At 66.3% G+C, this 17,544-nt stretch carries 17 protein-coding genes and 1 pseudogene; 9 read left to right on the forward strand and 9 right to left on the reverse strand.

The features are described 5' to 3' along the window. Nucleotides 1-13: 13 nt before the first annotated feature. From JMF97_RS04420 to JMF97_RS04435, 4 genes are read right to left on the reverse strand one after another with little or no spacing between them, the layout of a single operon-like run. Entirely contained in the window at nt 14-1,507 is a 1,494-nt protein-coding gene (locus JMF97_RS04420; RefSeq protein ID WP_203220378.1) for an APC family permease, read from the reverse strand. 38 nt (nt 1,508-1,545) lie between these two features. Further along, a complete protein-coding gene (locus JMF97_RS04425; RefSeq protein WP_203220379.1) occupies nt 1,546-2,280 on the reverse strand; it encodes a GOLPH3/VPS74 family protein in 735 nt (244 codons plus the stop codon). Next, the gene (locus JMF97_RS04430; protein WP_203220380.1) at nt 2,277-2,504 is read right to left on the reverse strand and encodes a hypothetical protein; all 228 of its coding nucleotides are present in this window, start codon (nt 2,502-2,504) and stop codon (nt 2,277-2,279) included. Before JMF97_RS04430 ends, JMF97_RS04425 begins: the two co-directional genes overlap by 4 nt. Then, nucleotides 2,501-2,755 carry a hypothetical protein gene (locus JMF97_RS04435; protein ID WP_307816764.1) on the reverse strand — a complete coding sequence of 85 codons (255 nt, stop codon included), beginning with the start codon at nt 2,753-2,755 and terminating at the stop codon, nt 2,501-2,503. Before JMF97_RS04435 ends, JMF97_RS04430 begins: the two co-directional genes overlap by 4 nt. 629 nt (nt 2,756-3,384) lie before the next feature. Between JMF97_RS04435 and JMF97_RS04440 the strand changes: the two genes are divergently transcribed. The 5 genes from JMF97_RS04440 (at nt 3,385) to JMF97_RS04460 (ending at nt 7,321) form a co-directional block, all read left to right on the forward strand. Beyond that, entirely contained in the window at nt 3,385-4,284 is a 900-nt protein-coding gene (locus JMF97_RS04440; protein ID WP_232510834.1) for a helix-turn-helix domain-containing protein, read from the forward strand. Then, on the forward strand, nt 4,277-4,474 hold the full coding sequence (locus tag JMF97_RS04445; protein WP_203220381.1) for a DUF397 domain-containing protein: 198 nt from the start codon (nt 4,277-4,279) through the stop codon (nt 4,472-4,474). The genes JMF97_RS04440 and JMF97_RS04445 overlap by 8 nt, the downstream gene beginning before the upstream one ends. A 249-nt stretch (nt 4,475-4,723) precedes the next feature. Next, nucleotides 4,724-5,860: a hypothetical protein gene (locus tag JMF97_RS04450; protein ID WP_203220382.1), complete on the forward strand. Its 1,137-nt coding sequence runs from the start codon at nt 4,724-4,726 to the stop codon at nt 5,858-5,860. A 76-nt stretch (nt 5,861-5,936) separates the two neighbouring features. After that, a complete protein-coding gene (locus JMF97_RS04455; protein ID WP_203220862.1) occupies nt 5,937-6,716 on the forward strand; it encodes a nucleotidyltransferase domain-containing protein in 780 nt (259 codons plus the stop codon). Next, nucleotides 6,713-7,321: a metallophosphoesterase gene (locus JMF97_RS04460; protein WP_203220383.1), complete on the forward strand. Its 609-nt coding sequence runs from the start codon at nt 6,713-6,715 to the stop codon at nt 7,319-7,321. Before JMF97_RS04455 ends, JMF97_RS04460 begins: the two co-directional genes overlap by 4 nt. A gap of 7 nt (nt 7,322-7,328) precedes the next feature. Here the strand turns inward: JMF97_RS04460 and JMF97_RS04465 are convergent, their stop codons facing one another. The 5 genes and pseudogenes from JMF97_RS04465 to JMF97_RS04485 form a co-directional block, all read right to left on the reverse strand. Beyond that, the gene (locus tag JMF97_RS04465) at nt 7,329-8,762 is read right to left on the reverse strand and encodes a tetratricopeptide repeat protein (RefSeq protein WP_203220384.1); all 1,434 of its coding nucleotides are present in this window, start codon (nt 8,760-8,762) and stop codon (nt 7,329-7,331) included. Between the two features lie 175 nt (nt 8,763-8,937). Continuing rightward, nucleotides 8,938-9,390 (reverse strand): SitI3 family protein, encoded by a 453-nt coding sequence (locus JMF97_RS04470; RefSeq protein ID WP_203220385.1) that lies wholly within the window; start codon nt 9,388-9,390, stop codon nt 8,938-8,940. Continuing rightward, entirely contained in the window at nt 9,390-9,788 is a 399-nt protein-coding gene (locus tag JMF97_RS04475) for a CdiA C-terminal domain-containing protein (protein ID WP_203220863.1), read from the reverse strand. Before JMF97_RS04475 ends, JMF97_RS04470 begins: the two co-directional genes overlap by 1 nt. Nucleotides 9,789-9,979: 191 nt before the next feature. Further along, nucleotides 9,980-10,273: pseudogene (locus tag JMF97_RS04480) on the reverse strand (DUF6244 family protein); the annotation flags it as partial. A 251-nt stretch (nt 10,274-10,524) separates the two neighbouring features. Then, complete coding sequence (locus JMF97_RS04485) at nt 10,525-11,205, reverse strand: hypothetical protein (RefSeq protein ID WP_203220387.1); 681 nt, start codon at nt 11,203-11,205, stop codon at nt 10,525-10,527. Nucleotides 11,206-11,777: 572 nt separating this feature from the next. Here JMF97_RS04485 and JMF97_RS04490 point away from each other — a divergent pair. From JMF97_RS04490 to JMF97_RS04505, 4 genes are all read left to right on the forward strand, one after another. Continuing rightward, on the forward strand, nt 11,778-12,587 hold the full coding sequence (locus JMF97_RS04490; protein WP_203220388.1) for a metal-dependent hydrolase: 810 nt from the start codon (nt 11,778-11,780) through the stop codon (nt 12,585-12,587). Between the two features lie 173 nt (nt 12,588-12,760). Further along, a complete protein-coding gene (locus JMF97_RS04495) occupies nt 12,761-13,870 on the forward strand; it encodes a LacI family DNA-binding transcriptional regulator (RefSeq protein ID WP_203220389.1) in 1,110 nt (369 codons plus the stop codon). Between the two features lie 41 nt (nt 13,871-13,911). Further along, entirely contained in the window at nt 13,912-16,143 is a 2,232-nt protein-coding gene (gene yicI, locus JMF97_RS04500) for an alpha-xylosidase (protein ID WP_203220390.1), read from the forward strand. Then, nucleotides 16,140-17,537, forward strand: coding sequence for a GH1 family beta-glucosidase (locus JMF97_RS04505; RefSeq protein ID WP_203220391.1), 1,398 nt, complete (start codon nt 16,140-16,142; stop codon nt 17,535-17,537). Before yicI ends, JMF97_RS04505 begins: the two co-directional genes overlap by 4 nt. Nucleotides 17,538-17,544: the final 7 nt, after the last annotated feature.

The following is a 17,544-nucleotide window of genomic DNA, read 5'->3' on the forward strand; positions in this document are numbered from 1 at the left end:
GGCAGCTCCCTGGTCAGGCGGGTTGGCGGACGGTGTCGGGGGCGCGCAGTGGGCCGGTGTCGCGGTCCGCGCCCAGCCCGACTGCGGCGTACACCTCGGGGTTTGTGGTGCGCAGGACCAGCGCCCACGCGACGCCGAGCAGCGCGACGGCGGCGTACGCGGCGGGGAATGCCCAGCGCAGCGGCGAGTCCGGCGCGACGCCGAGCAGCGTGGCGAACTCCCGCAGCGTCACGGTGAGGATCCCGCCCAGCGCGACAGTGGCCAGGCCCGGCGCGACAAGTGACCGCCACGGTCCTTCGGTGTGCGTGCTGCGGGCGAAGAAGCCGATCACGGCGGCGGAGGTGACCGTCATCAGGATCAGCACCCCGAGCCCACCGGTGACGGTGACCCAGAAGAACAGGTGCACGATCGGATCGGCCCCGGCCACGGCGTAGCCGACGAGCACGGCGAAGGCGAGCCCACTCTGGACGAGGGAGCCGACCTTCGGGGCACCGGTACGCCGGCTGGTGCGACCGAACACGGCCGGCAGCACCCGCTCCCGGCCGAGCGCGAACAGGTACCGGGCCACGGTGTGGTGGAAGCTGAGCAGCGCGGCGAACAGCGAGGTGATGAACAGGACCCGGGCGACGGTGACGATGCTGTCGGCCAGGTACGGCGACACCAGGTTGAAGATCAGGTCGGTGCCGTCGGCGCGGGCCGCCGCCACGATGCGGTCCGGGCCGGTGGCCACCGACATCGCCCAGGCGGACAGCCCGTACAGCAGGCCGGTGACGGCGACCGCGATGTAGGTGGCGCGGGCGATGGTGCGCCGCGGGTCTTTCGTCTCCTCGCTGAACACGACGGTGCCCTCGAAACCGACGAACCCGGTGATCGCGGTGACCAGCGCCGCGCCGATGCCGGCGGCGAAGACGTGCGAGGGGGCGAGGGTGTCGAAGCTGACCGTCCCGTCGGCCGGGTGGGTGACCATGATGGCGTCGAAGGTCAGGGCGACGACGCATTCGGCGACGAGGACGACGGCGAGGACCCGGCCGTTGAGGTCGATCCGGGCGACGCCGAGCACCGCGACGACCGCCCACACCGCGAGGGCGCAGCTCCACCAGGTCAGGCCGACGCCGTACCGGTCGTTGAGGAACTGGGCGGTGACGGCACCGGCCCCACCGTAGAGCCCGATCTGCATGGCGTTGTAGGCGAGCAGCGCGACCATGGCAGCGCCGACCCCGGCCGGGCGACCGAGCCCCCGGGTGACGTAGGTGTAGAAGGCGCCCGCGTTGACGATCCGGCGGGACATGGCCACGTAGCCGACCGCGAACAACGCGAGCACGGCCGCCACCAGCAGATAGGACACGGGGATGCCGGTGACTCCGGTGACGGCGTACCCGGTGGTCGCGCCGCCCGCGACGACGGTGAGTGGTGCGGCGGCGGCGATCACGAAGAACACCACCGACGGGATACCGAGCCGCCCGCGCGCGAGGACGGCGGAGACGGTGTCGGGTTTCGAGTGGGACATGGGTTCTCTCTCGACGAGAAGGGATGAATGCCGGACGGTCAGGTGGTGCGGTGGCTCAGTACGGCGCTGCCGACGACGGCACCGAGGTCGGCCAGCAGGTCCCGCAGCGGTGGCGGGGCCTGCTCGACCTGCTGGCGCAGGAAGGCACGCACGGCGACGGGTGTGCCGTCGAGCAGGATCGGATCGAGCTGGGTGTGCATCGCCAGACCGGCGAGGGCAACGTCGAAGGCGTTGAGGCGTTGGTGGTTGCGCAGCTGGAAGGAGAGCCGGGCCCACGACCAGGCGGCCGTGTTCATGTCCGCCGGCACGTAGACGGTGCGCTGTCGCCACAGCCGACCGACCTGCTGCTGGCGGAGCAGCCCGAGCTGCCACATCCGGGTGGCCACCTGCTGGTAGGCGGCGGTGGCGAAATACGCCAACCAGGTACGGGTCTCGGTGTGACGCGGCTCCGCCACCAGGCGATCGAGGACCAGGTGTTGCAGCCAGTCCTTCGGGGGGACAGTGTTGCTCACCCGCAGGCGCCTGCCCTCGAAGGTGACCCGGCCCTCGCCGTACAGCTCGGCGAGCAGCGCGGCAGCCAGACCGTACGCGGTCGCCGACTCGAACAGCCGCGACCGGCCGGTCTGGTCGTCGTGCGCCAGGTAGAAGAACTCGTCGGCGAGACGTACGGTGCTCGGCATCGCGGCGCTGCCGACGGCGCGCACCGGCCGGGCCGGCGTCGGATGCTCGCGCAGGTGTGGGGCATGGTCGTCGCCGTGGGGTGTGCTGTTCACCGCGGCTGGCCTTCCTCGGTCGAGTCGTCGATGGGAAACCCGAGCTGCCGAAGGAGCTTTCGGCCGCCGGGATGGCGACCGAGTTCCTCGATCGCCCAGGCGTCCTGCCCGCACCCGCCGCCCTGACAGTGGAAGCAGGTGCCGCCGTTGCGGTGCTGGAGCACGGTGTTGCGCGCGGACTCGAAGCGATCCACATCCCGGTCGCTCTCGTCTGTGCCGGTCACCTCGCCTGCCTTTGGTCATGCAGGGCGGTGACCTTGACCCGCACTTCCATGCAGGGCGGATGCCGGTCGACGTGCGGGTAGTCGCACTCCGGCCGGTGACCGAGCACCCACACCCACTCGTCCGCCCGATTCGGCAGGTCACGGACGCAGACGACGGTCACGGCCACGGCGGTGCCCGGGGTCAGGTCGCGGCCGTACGACCAGTCACCCGCATCGAGCCGCAGCAGCGTCCCCGCCGCGATCTCAGGCACCGCCCGCCCCATGCCCCACCCCCTCCCGCCCACCGCGCTTGCCCTGGTCGTCGCCCCCGCCGCTTCGGGGTTGATCGAGAGGTTCTGGTCTTCGATGGGCATCTCCGAAGCCCGAAACCTCTTGATCACCCGGGCGGGTGGGGGTCCCGGTGGGGTGGAGGCCGAACGGGGGGAACGGGTGGTCGGCGTTGGCCGGTACGAACCACTTGAGGCGCACTGCCATCACCTTTCTGGGAGAGATGCGCGGCCGGGCCTTCCCCGGCACCGACCGCGCACCCCGACTGGGGGTGCGATACCGCCCGAGCGGGGGGACGATCGCGGGCTCCGCACCCGGCTCGTGGCACCTGTGGGCGACACGGCGGGGCGGATAAGTCCTCAACGGACAGCAGTTGGCCGTCTACAAGCGAGGATTCGCTGTCGCCGGGAATGCCCGACAACCTGCTGAGAGTCATCGTCTGGCTGCAATAGGGCAGAATGCAATGCAGCACGTCGATTGAAATCATGAAAGGGGTTGCACATTAGCGCAGTCACAGGACGTTAGCCCTGGTCAGGGCAGCAATGCGTAGAACGTGATCAAGTGGCCCATCGTTTGTATGCTGCTGTTTGGCAAAGTGGTGATAGGAGGCTCCGTGTCCGACACGGACGGATCGGCCCTGTTGAGGCGGAGGATCGGCCGCAAGATGGCAGCCCTCCGCAAAGAGACAGGGATGAGTCAGGAGAGGGCCGCCATCCTTCTCCAGCGCAGCCCCGCAACCATCCACCGGATCGAAGCCGGCGACCCCCGCATCAAGTTCCGCGACATCGAGATCAAGGCGATGTGCGAGCTGTACGAGGCCAGCGCCGAAGACCGCGCCGAACTACTCGCCCTCGGTGGCGAGACCCGCACCAAGGGCGCGAGCGCCTGGTGGCACGACTACACCAACACCCGCCTGCCGAGCTGGTTCGGTCTGTTCGTAAGGCTGGAAAGCAGTGCCGAGTGCATCCAGAAGTACGAGCCGGAGGCCGTGCCCGGACTCCTCCAGACCCGCGAATACGCCAGGGAGGTCACGGGCGTACCGCACGGCCTGATTGATGCCGAGGAGGTGGAGCGGCAAGTGGACTTCCGGATGGAGCGTCAACGCCTGCTGGCGAGTCCTCGACCGCCGCACCTTTCGGTCGTGCTGAGTGAAGCGGTCATCCGACGAGCCGTCGGTGGCCCGCAGGTCATGGCCGCCCAACTCCAGCACCTGCTCGATGTCACCCGTTCGCCCAGCGTGCGGCTGCGGATCCTTCCGTTCGAGGCCGGTGTGCACGGCGGGATGACGTCCGCGTTCACCATCCTGGAGTTCCCGCCCATGCCGGGCACCTCGGAACCGCTCGAACCCCCGCTGGTCTACGTCGACAGCCTCACCGGCGCGCTCTACCTCGACAAGGCAACCGAGGTCGCGGCGTACAAACTCGCGTGGGACGACGTGACCTCACGAGCACTCGACGAGGAATCGTCGAGGACGTTGATAACCGCAACAATGGAGGCATTTACCCGTGGCTGACACGACGACTGTCCGGTGGCGCAAGAGCAGCCGCAGCGGCAACCAGGGCGACTGCGTCGAAGTCGCCGACGCGCTGCCCGGTGGCGGCGTGGGCGTCCGCGACAGCAAGGACCCCAACGGCCCCGTACTGACCTTCTCCCCCACCTCCTGGACCACCTTCACCACCAGCCTGCGCACCGCCACCCCGTAACCCACAACCCCGTCCCTGTGCTGGTGGTGGCCGCTGACCCAGCAGCCACCACCAGCCCTTCATCTCCGATTGGTTCCAGCACGGAACCTCGTCGGTTAAGCATTGGCGGCCACCGGCCGTAGTGACCGATCTGCGGGCATGAGAGCACGCGCCGATGCTCGAACGACAGGCGCCGGTCGGCGACGACGTGTCCGTGCCGCACACCTACCTTCTGTGGCCCAACGCTTGCAGCTGCGAGAGGATGAAGCGGTGACATCTCGCTACTCCGATGCAGACTTCCAGCTAGTTTGGCCACGCACCGTGTTCAAGGCCCAGGCAGCGAAGCTGCTAAATCAGCGCGCTAGAGACAACTGGAACGAAAGCGTCGAATTGTTGCTGGAGCATGCATTCGCCGGCGGCCATAAAGGAGGTCCGGCCGCCGAGTTTCGCAATACCGCCGACAGCGACCACATATGGGGAAACCCTCCCTCGAAGGCGTCGTCGTTGACGGCGAGACAACAATTCCTACGCAACCTCCTAAGCAACGCCGATCATCTTCGGGAGGATGGACCGTGGCGTCGCCCCTACTGGCGCGAGCGCAAAGCCGGCCAATACCACAGCATCGCTCTAAGCGAAACGGCCGTTATACGAGAATTTGTTCGTCTTGTCAATGAGCTTGACAATGCGGGCTACTTCGAGAATAAATTTGGCAAGGATTGCGTCGACGATCCCCGCGATGACGAGCCTGACGCTCTTTTTGAGCGAGAGTTAGGCGTCGAACGAGTTTGGCCTCTGAACCAGGCTACCTTGGTCGAGGATATTGATCTGTTCTTTGACATTGTGGAACTACTGCACGACCATGCCTCTCTCCCGACGACGCGATGGCTGCATAATTACGCGGGATGCGGTTGGCATCATATGACGTTTGAGGCGGATCCGGGACGTATTGTCTATCGATGGCGAGTCAACAAAATCTTGGCTCAGAGCGCCTTCGATCTTAGGCTAGCTGACGACGGCGAGGACGTCGGAAGGTTGGTCAGCGTTACTGATGATGCTCGAACTGAACTAATGCATGCGGTTGCAAGTCGCGAGGATGGCGGCCCCTCCGATCAGGTCCGCCATGCAATAGCGCTCTTCAGGCAACGTGGGGCTGACCGCAACCAAAAACGATCAGCTATTGCTGCCCTGGCTCTGGTACTTGAGGAGCGTCGACACAACGTCCTTACCGATGCGCTCGCGAAGAGTGACCGGGGGGCGCTCTTTGACATCGCTAACAACTTCCATGTGCGTCATCAGGATGCAAAGCAGAAGCGGGAGTATGATGATTTCTACCTCGATTGGATATTCTGGACTTACCTCGCCACGGTTGAACTCACAAATCGCATAGTCGATTCGCAGAGCCCGTAGATAGATGACCTGCCCGTAATCTGCTACGCAGAAGCGAGATTTCTGGGGCGATGTCACCGAAAGGCGGTCGAGCGTGATGCGGGAGGATGCGGTTTCCGCGCTGCTGAAGCTGGGTGTACCCAACGAGGTTCTCAGCGATTTTCCTGGTCTTCCTGGAGATGTCGAAGCTCTTCTCGTTTATGGAAGCCAAGCACGCGGGGATGCCGTACCCGGCTCCGATCTGGACGTCCTCGCGCTGGTGGCCAGTGCTCGCGCCACCTCTTACTCCGGGTTAGTGAGCGTCAGCTACTACACCATCCAGCAACTGGAGTCTGGGATAGGCACTCTTTTCGGGTCACACCTCAGGCGAGACGCGAGAATTGCTTGGGACAAGCACGGTAAGTTGTCCCGAGTCGTCGCATCGATGGGCGAGGTCGACACGGATCGGCTTTTCTCACGGGCGCGCGAGATGTCAACGCTATTCACTAATCTGGACTATGACCTTCCTAAGTATCTTCCAGGTCTTCTAAGGCAGGCACGCTATTTGCTGCGCAGTTGCCTTTACGCACAATCCATAGACGCCGGCAGGCCATGCTTCTCCGTTCGTGAGTTGGCGATCCGCCACAACGATGTGAATCTTGTGCAACTCCTGGCTTCGCGGCAGAAGGGCGACGCAACCGTTGCCGACTTGACCGCCTGTTTGTCCTGGCTGCGCAGGCTCATCGGCGGTTTTCCCCTGAGCGAGAATGGCTCTCTCGAGGCTACCGTGGTTAATGAGTGGGGGCGCCCGAGCGACACACTTTCGATGGCCTTCATGGCACTCGGAGCCACCGGGAACGGATCCGACTACGCCGAAGTGGAGAAGATTCTGCTGTGAATGTCGAGGTTGCGTTTGTCGGCGACGTTCATGGGAACGTGAACGCCCTCCGGGGACTTTGCGATCTGCTCACGTCTCGCGGCGGCCCGCACATGGTGTTCCTAGGCGACTACATCAATAAGGGATCGGAGTCTGCTGCGGTGATGCGCGAGCTCCTTGAACAATCGCGGAACGGCCGGGCGACTCTCCTTGCAGGCAACCACGAGTCCGTGTTACGTGAAGCCTTTGAGGCGGAGAACCTAACGGCGTTCCTCAAGATGGGCGGAGCGATGACGATCCGTTCGTACGTGAACGGGAGAGTAGGCGCGGATGTCCTCAGAGAATTCAGGGCAAGCTTTCCAAGCGAGCACTTGGAAGCGTTACGGCGCATGCCTCAAACCTACGAGACGGACGACCTGATCGCCCAACATTTGCCGCCTCCTGCCTCTGTGAAGAAGTTCCGAATCAGCGGGCATCTTCCCGTCGGGAAACTGCCACGTGTCGGGCGCAACTTCGCGCAACTCGATACCGGCTGCGGCGATAAATACGGTCGGCTTAGCGCCCTCCTGTGGCCTAGCCGCGACGTCGTCCAAGTCGATGCCAGGGGGGCACCTCTGATCGAGTGAACTTTGATCACTCATTGAGATGATCGAGGATCCACTGCGCCTCTTGCGCACCCTGCGTGTTGCACATCGATTTGTTTAGTTCAAGACATGCCCGTGCGTACGATTCTGCCTCAACTCGCTTCCCGGACGCGCGGTAACACTGCGCAAGCAGCTTTAACGCGATTGCCTCACCACGTCTGTTTCCGATCTGGCGGTTCAGAGACAGCGCCCGCTCACCAAACGGCAAGCCTTCGTTCGGCCGGCCTTGTCGAAGACGCACCTGGGCGCCGAGCACCTCGGCGTTGGCATGCAGTGCAGTCGGAGGCATGCTGCAGAGCTTCTTGACCGCCTCGTCCGCATGGTCGGCTGCCATCTGCAGATTTTTTGCACGTACCTCCAGCCTCGCAAGGTTTACGAGCGATTGGCAAATATCCAGCTCGTTCCCAAGGCGTCGCCTGACCACCAATGCATCTTCGATGCTCCGTCGAGCCATCGGAAGATTGTCCACTTTCAAGTATGCGAGCCCAAGTTCATCGAGAATGCGGCATCGGACCCTTTGGCCGAAAGCGTCGTTTTCGTCGAGGAGCGTTAGTGCTTGCCTAAGCCGGCCGATGGCATCGACATCGCGGCCTACCCGTCGCAGCAATCCAGCCTGAGCTGCGAACGCTTCCGCCGCAAGCGGCGAATACAAGTGTGAAGCGCCGCCTAGAATCTGATCAATTGCGTGCTGTGTCGACGCGTATGCGCCATCGAAATCGCCGTCCCTCGCCAGGAACCTAGCGTACGCCAGGTGCTCGCCTGGTCCGCCCAAGATCGCAGCTTCTCTCAGTGCGATTCTCCCGGCGTCGGCCTGACCAAGCTCAACCAGTTTTTCCCCTCGGAGCCGTAAGTTGGCGGCGCGCAAGACATCCCGTCCAGACGAGGGAAGCAGTTCAATATGTCGGGGAGTCTTAGAATTTGCCAGCACCTCCCATGTCAAGAGGCGCTCCGTTAGCTTGTTCCGTAGCTCTCGGGTGTCCGCTACCGCCTCGTACATCACCGAGTGGTGACTGGACATCTGCTCTCGAAGACTCACGATCGAATCTGCGGGTGAGTCATGCTTCAGGAAGGCCGTCCATACATCCCGCATTGGCTGTTCGGCGCGCCCGAGTTCGAGGAAACCCGTGAATAGCTCTTCCTCAGTGCCGGAAGAGTATCCCCAAGGGCTACCAGGCTCGCTGCCCCATGTTCCCTTGAACATTGCCACCATGAAGTGGCTTTCGCTGATGAGCTCGTTGATCGCCTCCTGCGGCCGCCTCGCTGTCCCTCTGACACGGTCCCACCCGACCACCTCGTAGGTGACGCTGCTCTGGCCTCTCCGCCGAGCATTGTGCTCATCAACGCAAGCACACACGACCTCGCGCTCGTCCTCGAGGTCGCCAGGCGACGCCAGAAAGATCCGAAACGGCAGTGCATCGGCCATGGAATGGACGATAGTCGCACAGTCCCACTAAGCCCCAATCCACCGAGCTTCGGCCGAGGCACCCGGGCCTCGGCGCACCCCACTTCCCTGGACGCAACCAGACCATCGACGGCACTGACCGGCATCCGCGCCGTGCTGAGCCTGCCAATGAGCCGCGTCCGGCACGCGGTGCAGGTCAGCCGGTAAAGGAACGGTCGAGGTGGTAGTGGTCCCACCAGTCCGGGCGGTAGGTGTAAACAACGCCGTCGGTTCGGGTCAAGAGAAGGTAGTTGCCGTCCTGCACCAGCGCCGCGTCCTCATCGCGGCCTGCAAGGACCCTGGTGACCGCCGCCATCATGTTGGGGATTCCCTTCTCGACGATGTCGTCGGCCCGCATGGAGAACGTCACGGAAACGTACGACGTGGGTGCCCATTCCCAGCGGGCCTCGCCGTCCGCTTCGGCCTCCCAATAGCCGTCCGTTCCGGCGCGGACGGTGATGGCGTAGCCGCGTTGCTCGTACAGACGGGCGGAGAAAAGGGCCGGGTTCGACGCTGGACGTGGGACTTCGCGAGGGTCGGCAGCGGTGAGGGCAGCTACCTCTGCAACGGGCGGGGCACCGGCCAGGACCAGGCGGAACTCCACGGCCATCAGGACGCCCTCTCAGTCTCACGGACGATCTGACGGATCGTACCGTCGCGGGTGACCACCGCCAGTTCCTTCAACCCGCCGATCGGCCACTTGTCGAACTGCCGCCGCAAAGCCGCCACATCACCCTCCCAATCCTTCAAGTTGAGCACCACCCGCTGCGTCTGCTCATCGTCGACCTTCTCCCGGACCTGACTCCACACGTTGCGCACCGACGTCCGGGCCTGCGGCGAGTAGCAGTCGAAGACGTGCCCCTCGATGAGATAGTCGGGGTCCTTGTCCGGGTTACCACGGTCACCGGTACGGTCACGGGCGTCACCGACCTGCTGTGCCGTGGGATTCTGATGCACCCGGTAACCCTTGCCGGCAACGGTGTCGGCACAGTCGTCCTCCAACTCCAGAGCACGACGGGTGCTGTCGTCCGTCCTGGCCCCGACTCGGGTCCGCGGACCAGTCGGCGTGCCATTCTCGATCCCGGTGGCTTTCCTACCCCACGTCGGAAGATCGTCCTGTTGCTGTTCGGACACCACACGCGGCGCGTCGCCGCGGATCATCGGCGCAGGGCTGGCCGGTGGGTGAGGACCAGCCCCGATCAGTTTCCCGACGACCCCAATCCCCGCGCCTGCCCGACCGCCGCTTCTGCAGCCTGCTGCACTGCGCCGCAACGCTGCACTACAAGCACCAAGACCTGCTTGACGCTGTCAAGAGACTGCAAAAGCGGACCGGGTTGTCCACCCCGCAGCACCGTACCGACGAGTTGCCGGGCCTGATCGACATGGCCGATCGTCGCGGCGGTCGCCTCGCGGGCACCCGCGATGGCCTGTTGCACCTGCACCAGCGCGGCGATGGTCTCCTGCGGAGTGGCAGCCTCCCGAGGCACGACCGAGAACAGACTCCGGACCCAGCAACCTACCCGCCACATAGGCTCCAGGACGATCGAGAGCCGCGGCAGTCGACCAAGAGGCGTGCGGGACCAGTTCGCCGGGAATCGGGGTCACATCCGTGGCGATGAGGGTGCTGGTGTCGAGGATTCGGCGACTCACCGCTTCACCCACGGATCGGTGACGGCGTGGTAGAAGGTACGAGGACTGACCGGGCCGAGCACGGCTGCCGACCGCCCGAATCGCGGTACCGCCGTCAGCGGTCGGTGCGTGGGATTTGGCTGTTCGCGTGTTCGGCGAGGAACGCTTTCGCCGAGCGCGCATCCCTACGGGACTGGACGGTCACGACGGCGATCATCCCGACGAAGAACACCGCGATGAGAACGAAGCCTGGCGCCCACTGGCGAAACACCTGCCCGATCTGAAGCAGCGTCAAGCCATAGAGTGGCACCAGGAATTTCGGTTGATCGATCAGGTTCTCCGCGACGAGGGGCAGAATCGGTCGGTCCTCGTCCCGGCGTGCGGTGGTGCCGCGTACCTGTCGGATCAGGTGTCGGCGATGCGACCAGTTCCGCGCCAACCGTCGAGTGCGGGCGTGGCGCTCGTAGTAGCCGTTGCGTGCCAGCCACCAGTGACCGCCTCCCATCCAGGCCAGCCCAGGCAAGCACAGCAGGAGCCCGACGGCGCCCGCCCAGTCCGGGCCGTCACCACGCCAAAATCGTGAGCCGTTGATCAGGACATTGGACTCGGCGAGCACGACGACCAGTGACACCGCAACGACCGTCCCGGCGATCGTCAGCGCTACCACCAGCAGGAGAAAGCGGCCCCATCCCCGCCGCACCCACCGATCCAGCTGCTCTAACGCCCAGCCGTCCTTCATCGCCACGCCCCGTTTGCTCTCGATGCCTGCCACGCTCGTCGATACCCCGACGCTCACTCGGTGGCAGATTGAGTGTGGCCATGTCTAGCAGACGGGATCTCGCTGCGGGCCCTGCTGTCAAGAGCGCGAGGATGTGTGGGTGGCAGGACCAGACGAAGAGACGCAGGGCGAGGTTGGCTGGTTCTGCGTACGCTGCGTCTTTCGCTCGGGTGGCGACCCGGCGAGTCGGATGTACGAGGAGCGGCTGACGTTGTGGCGCGCTGAGGGTTTCGACGAGGCGATCGCCTTGGCGGAGGACGAGGCGCTCGGGTATGCGGCGGAGCAGCCCGGCATGAAGTTTGTGGGACTTGCTCAGGCATACCGGCTGTTTGATGAGCCGGGGCATGGGGCGGAGGTCTTGAACCGTGCGGTTTCCTCGGATGGCGCCTGGGCGGCAGGCCGCGTCCCATGGCCGACACAGTGCCCTGGCGAGCCGGCTCTGACTGCCATACTCCCTGGTGGTCGGCTCGGTCACCGGACCACGCTCCGATGTTGTCCTATGTGGACATTACAGTGATGCCCCTGCGGCGGTGCGGCGAACTACAGTGACGTAGTTTTGGCGCTCAAGATCCCTGGGGAGGGCAACCGAAATGATGGGACCGTCGCACGCGCTGTCCGGCGCGGCGGTATGGCTGAGCGGGTCCTGGGCGCTGCAGCAGTTCTACGACTACGAGCAGTCTCCGTTGGCTCTCGCCGTGGGCACCGCTGTCTGCGCGGGTGGGGCGTTGCTGCCCGACCTCGACCTGTCCGGCAAGGTGACCCGCAACAAGGGCGGCGCGACGGTGGCCCGTACCTTCGGTGTCTTCTCGCTGTTCATCGCCGAGGTGGTGGAGAAGGTCTCGCTGGGGGTCTACTACGCCACCAAGCTCAGCCGCGACCCGAAGCGCAACAACGGTCACCGGACGCTGACCCACACGATTCCGTTCACCGTGCTTGTCGGCTGGGGCACCACCACGTTGTGCGCGAGGTTCGGCAAGTGGGCGGTCATCGGCATCCTGTTCTTCATGATCGGTCTGGCGCTGCGCGGGTTGTTCGACAAGTGGGCCGAGCGGGCGGGCTGGCTGATCGTCACCCTGATCTCGGCCGGTGCGGCCGTGGTCACCGCCGCCAACCTGCCGGGTGATCGGGGGTACCCGCTGATCGGGCTGGCGGTCGGGGTGGGCTCCTTCGTGCACATCATCGGCGACATGATCACCAGAGCCGGGGTGCCGATTCTCTGGCCGATTCCGATCAAACGCCGGATGTGGACGCCGATCAGCCTGCCCGACAAGATCGCTATGCGGGCCGGCGGACGCACCGAGATGGCCATCGTCCGCCCCGCACTGACCGTCATCTCGATTCTGGCCTCCGTCGGGCTGTTCGCGCCCTCCCTGCTGGACAAGTTCAACATCGACGGCTGAGCAGGCCCGGAAGGCACCCGCGCGCTGGTCAAGGCCCTCGCCGAGCGCAGCCTTTCATTCGTGGTTGCCTATTGACGGGGACGTGATCCGTCACATACGTTCGTCGAACCGCTTCGACTAACCGCTTCGACGGCGTACGCACGGCGGCCGGCTCACCACGGGGAGGTGCCGCGATGGCGACCATGCAGGATGTGGCGCGCCTGGCCCAGGTGTCGGTGAGCACGGTGTCGTACGTGTTGACCGGTGCGCGGCCGATCTCCCAGGCCACTCGGGACAAGGTGCTGGCGGCCATGGCGGAGCTGGATTACCAGCCCAACGCCATGGCGCGTGGGTTGGCCAGTCGGCGCAGTCGGATCGTGGGGCTGCTGCTGCCGATGGACGAGCGTGGCCTGGGTGCCACCGAGACCGCCTTCGTCACCGGTGCGGCGGCCGGTGCCAGTGCGGCCGGCTATCACCTGGTGCTCGCCCCCATCGGTGTCGGCGACCGCGACGAGCTGCGGCGGCTGGCCAGCCAGCGGATGTTCGACGGTGCGCTGCTGATGGAGGTGCAGCTGCGCGATCCACGGGTGGACGTGCTGCGTGAGCTGGGCGTACCGCTGGTGTTGATCGGTCGTACGGCCGACACCACCGATCTGTCGTACGTGGACATCGACTTCGACCGGACGGTGGCCGAGGCGGTCGGTCACCTGGTGGATCTCGGTCACCGGCGGATCGTCTACGTCAACCACTCCGCCGGCACCATCGCCGAGGGCTACGGCCCGGCGTTGCGTACCCGCGACGCGTTCACCGCCGCGATGGCCGCCCACGGCCTGGAGCCGCTGATGATCCCCGCCGAGGACAGTGCCGCCGGCGGGCGCAGCGCCCTGGCCACCGCGCTGCGGCAGGCACCCGATCTGACCGCGATCCTCGCGATGAACGAGAGCGCCGTCTTCGGGCTGCTCGGCGAGCTGCACCGCCGGGGGCTGCGCGTGCCGGACGACGTCTCGGTGATCTCGATGGTCACCTCGCCGCAGGTCGCCGAGCTGGCCACCCCGGCGCTGACCGCGATGAACTCGCCCGGAACGGCGCTGGGCCGCATCGCCATCGAGACGCTGCTGCGGCACGTCGACGGCGGCCACCGCGAGATCCACCAGCAACTTCTGCCCTGCGCGCTCCAGGTCCGCGGTTCCAGCGGCCCACCGCGTACGGCAGGCACGGCGTACCCGGGCGCCGGCGGCCGCCAGCGGCCAGGCCCGGGCAGCAGGGCAGCTCGCCGGAGCGCTGCCACCGCACGGCGGCCCTGACGAAGGAACGGGCTCGACACACATCAGGCAGGAGCCGACAAGTGAAGTTCACCGACGGGTACTGGCAACTGCGTCCCGGCGTCACGGTGCTGCGACCCGGCGCGGTGGAATCGGTGGAGCCCGACGAACGCTCGTTCACCGTATTCGCGCCCATCGGCAGGATCACCGGTCGGGGCGACACCCTCAACCGGCCGGTGGTCACCGTACGCTTCTTCTCCCCCGCGCCCGGGGTGGTCGGGGTGACCGTCGGGCACCACAGCGGTGGGCTGCCCAAGCAGCCGCGCTTCGTCCTCGCCGAGGACCCGGATCATCCGGTGCAGGTCGAGGTGACCGGGCTCAGCGCGCGGTTGACCACCGGTGAGCTGACCGTGCGGGTGGCGTTGACCGGGCCGTGGCAGGTCGACTTCCTGCGCGGCGACCGGCTGGTCACCTCCTCCACCGAACGCAGCATCGGCGTGGTCACCGACGCCGACGGGCAGAAGTACGTGCACGACCGGCTGGCGCTCGGCGTCGGCGAGACCGTCTACGGGCTGGGCGAGCGTTTCGGGGCGTACGTCAAGAACGGTCAGACGGTGGACATCTGGAACGCCGACGGTGGCACGGCCAGCGAGCAGGCGTACAAGAATGTGCCGTTCTACCTCAGCAGCGCCGGCTACGGGGTGTTCGTGGACCACCCGGAGCACGTGTCGTTCGAGGTGGGTTCCGAGGTGGTGTCGCAGACCCAGTTCAGTGTGCCGGGGCAGTCGTTGACCTACCACGTGATCGACGGTCCCAGCCCCAAGGACGTGTTGCGCCGCTACACCGCCCTGACCGGTCGCCCGGCCCGGGTGCCCGCCTGGTCGTACGGGCTGTGGCTGTCCACCTCGTTCACCACGTCGTACGACGAGAAGACCGTCACCGAGTTCATCGACGGGATGGCCGAGCGGGATCTGCCGCTGTCGGTGTTCCACTTCGACTGTTTCTGGATGCGGCAGTTCCACTGGGTCGACTTCATCTGGGACCCGGCCACCTTCCCCGACCCGGAGGGGATGCTGCGTCGGCTGCACGAGCGTGGCCTGAAGGTGTGCGTCTGGATCAACCCGTACATCGCCCAGCGGTCGTACCTGTTCGAGGAGGGACGGCAGGCCGGCTACCTGGTCCGCAACCCGGACGGGTCGATCTGGCAGTGGGACAAGTGGCAGGCCGGGATGGCGCTCGTCGACTTCACCAACCCCGACGCCGCCCGATGGTACGCCGACAAGCTCAAGGTGCTGCTCGACATGGGTGTCGACTGCTTCAAGACCGACTTCGGCGAGCGCATCCCGACCGACGTGCTCTGGCACGACGGCGCCGACCCGCAGCGGATGCACAACTACTACTCCTACCTGTACAACAAGGCCGTTTTCGAGTTGTTGGAGGCCGAGCGCGGGACGGGTGAGGCGGTGGTCTTCGCCCGGTCGGCGACCGCCGGTGGGCAGCAGTTCCCGGTGCACTGGGGTGGCGACTGCGAGTCCACCTTCGTGGCGATGGCCGAGTCGCTGCGCGGCGGGCTGTCCCTGGCCGTCTCCGGCTTCGGCTACTGGAGTCACGACATCGGCGGTTTCGAGGGCACCCCCGATCCGGCGGTGTTCAAACGCTGGATCGCCTTCGGGTTGCTCTCCTCGCACTCGCGGCTGCACGGCTCCGGCTCGTACCGGGTGCCGTGGGCGTACGACGACGAGGCCGTGGAGGTGCTGCGTCGGTTCACCCGGCTCAAGCTGAGCCTGATGCCGTACCTGGCGGCGGCGGCCGACGAGGCGCACCGCGAGGGGATACCGGTGATGCGGCCGATGATCCTGGAGTTCCCGGACGACCCGACCAGCGCCTACCTGGACCGGCAGTACATGCTCGGCCCGGACCTGCTTGTCGCGCCGGTGATGAGCCCCGACGGGCAGGTCACCTACTACGTACCGGCGGGCACCTGGACGAATCTGATGACCGGGGCGCAGGTCACCGGTCCGGGCTGGGTGAACGAGAAGCACGGCTTCGACACCGTGCCGGTGCTGGCCCGGCCCGGCGCGGTCATCCCGTTCGGCTCGGTCACCGACCGACCCGACTACCCGTGGGCCGACGGCGTCCAGCTGCGGATGTACGCCCCGGCGCAGGGGCAACGCACCCGGGTCCGGATCCCGTCGCCCGACGGTGGTCCGGGCACCGAGTTCGAGGTGCGCTACCAGGACGGGACGGCCACCGCCGAGGTGGTGGCGGGGGTCTCGTCCGGATACGGCTGCGAGGTAACGGAGGTGGCAACGTGAGCGAAGTGGTGTTCCCCCCGGGTTTCGTCTGGGGTACGGCCACGGCGGCGTACCAGATCGAGGGGGCGGCGAAGGAGGGTGGCCGGGGACCGTCGATCTGGGACACCTACAGCCACACTCCGGGACGCACCCTCAACGGGGACACCGGCGACGTGGCGGCCGACCACTACCACCGGTGGGCCGACGACCTCGACCAGTTGGCCGCGCTCGGCGTCGGGGCGTACCGGTTCTCGATCGCCTGGCCACGGGTGCAGCCGGGTGGCTCCGGGCCGGTCAACCAGGCCGGGGTGGACTTCTACTCCCGGCTGGTGGATCGGCTGTTGGAGCTGGGCATCCGGCCGGTGGCCACGCTGTACCACTGGGATCTGCCGCAGGAGTTGGAGGACGCCGGGGGTTGGCCGGCGCGGGACATGGCGGCACGCTTCGCGGACTACGCCACCGCGATCGTCGGGGCGCTCGGCGACCGGGTGCACACCTGGACCACGTTCAACGAGCCGTGGTGCTCGGCGTACCTCGGGTACGCCTCCGGGGTGCACGCGCCGGGGCGCACCGAGCCGGCTGCGGCGCTTGCCGCCGTACACCATCTGAACCTGGCGCACGGGCTGGCCGGCCGGGTGATCCGGGAGCTGGCGCCCGCCGCGCAGCTGTCGGTGACGTTGAACCTGCACGTGATCCGGCCGGCTTCGGAGTCGGCCGCCGACGCCGACGCGGTACGCCGCATCGACGCGCTGGCCAACCGGGCGTTCCTCGGCCCGATGCTGGACGGGGCGTACCCGGCCGACCTGCTGGCCGACACCGCCGGGGTCACCGACTGGTCGTTCGTCCGCGACGGCGACGAGCGCACCGCGGCGGTGCCGTTGGACGTGCTCGGCGTCAACTACTACTCGACCACCCTGGTGCGCGCCTGGGACGGGGTGTCGACCAAGTCGGACTCCGACGGGCACGGCCGTTCGGCGCACTCGGCGTGGGTCGGCTCGGAGCAGGTGGAGTTCCTGCCGCAGCCCGGCCCGCACACCGCGATGGGCTGGAACATCGAACCGGCCGGGTTGACCGAGCTGCTGCTGCGGCTGCACCGCGAGTATCCCGATCTGCCGCTGATGATCACCGAGAACGGTGCCGCCTTCCCCGACGAGGTCTCCCCCGACGGCGCCGTTCACGACGACCGCCGGGTCGACTACCTACGCCGCCACATCGCCGCCACCCACGACGCCATGGCTGCGGGTGCCGACGTGCGCGGCTACTTCGTCTGGTCCCTACTGGACAACTTCGAGTGGGCGTACGGCTACGACCGCCGCTTCGGGATCATCCACGTCGACTACGACACCCAGCAACGCACCTGGAAAGACTCCGCCCACTGGTACCGCACCCTCACCACCACCAACACCCTCCCCTAACCCCCTC

The sequence above is a fragment of the Micromonospora fiedleri genome, assembly GCF_016774385.1.
In the GTDB taxonomy this organism is placed as follows: Bacteria; Actinomycetota; Actinomycetes; order Mycobacteriales; family Micromonosporaceae; genus Micromonospora; species Micromonospora gifhornensis.

Coding starts and splice junctions, on each gene's coding strand:
- JMF97_RS04495 (WP_203220389.1), top strand. CDS start 12,761: ATGGCGACCATGCAGGATGTGGCGCGCCTGGCCCAGGTGTCGGTGAGC.
- JMF97_RS04465 (WP_203220384.1), bottom strand. CDS start 8,762: ATGGCCGATGCACTGCCGTTTCGGATCTTTCTGGCGTCGCCTGGCGAC.
- JMF97_RS04470 (WP_203220385.1), bottom strand. CDS start 9,390: ATGGCCGTGGAGTTCCGCCTGGTCCTGGCCGGTGCCCCGCCCGTTGCA.
- JMF97_RS04455 (WP_203220862.1), top strand. CDS start 5,937: ATGCGGGAGGATGCGGTTTCCGCGCTGCTGAAGCTGGGTGTACCCAAC.
- JMF97_RS04420 (WP_203220378.1), bottom strand. CDS start 1,507: ATGTCCCACTCGAAACCCGACACCGTCTCCGCCGTCCTCGCGCGCGGG.
- JMF97_RS04490 (WP_203220388.1), top strand. CDS start 11,778: ATGATGGGACCGTCGCACGCGCTGTCCGGCGCGGCGGTATGGCTGAGC.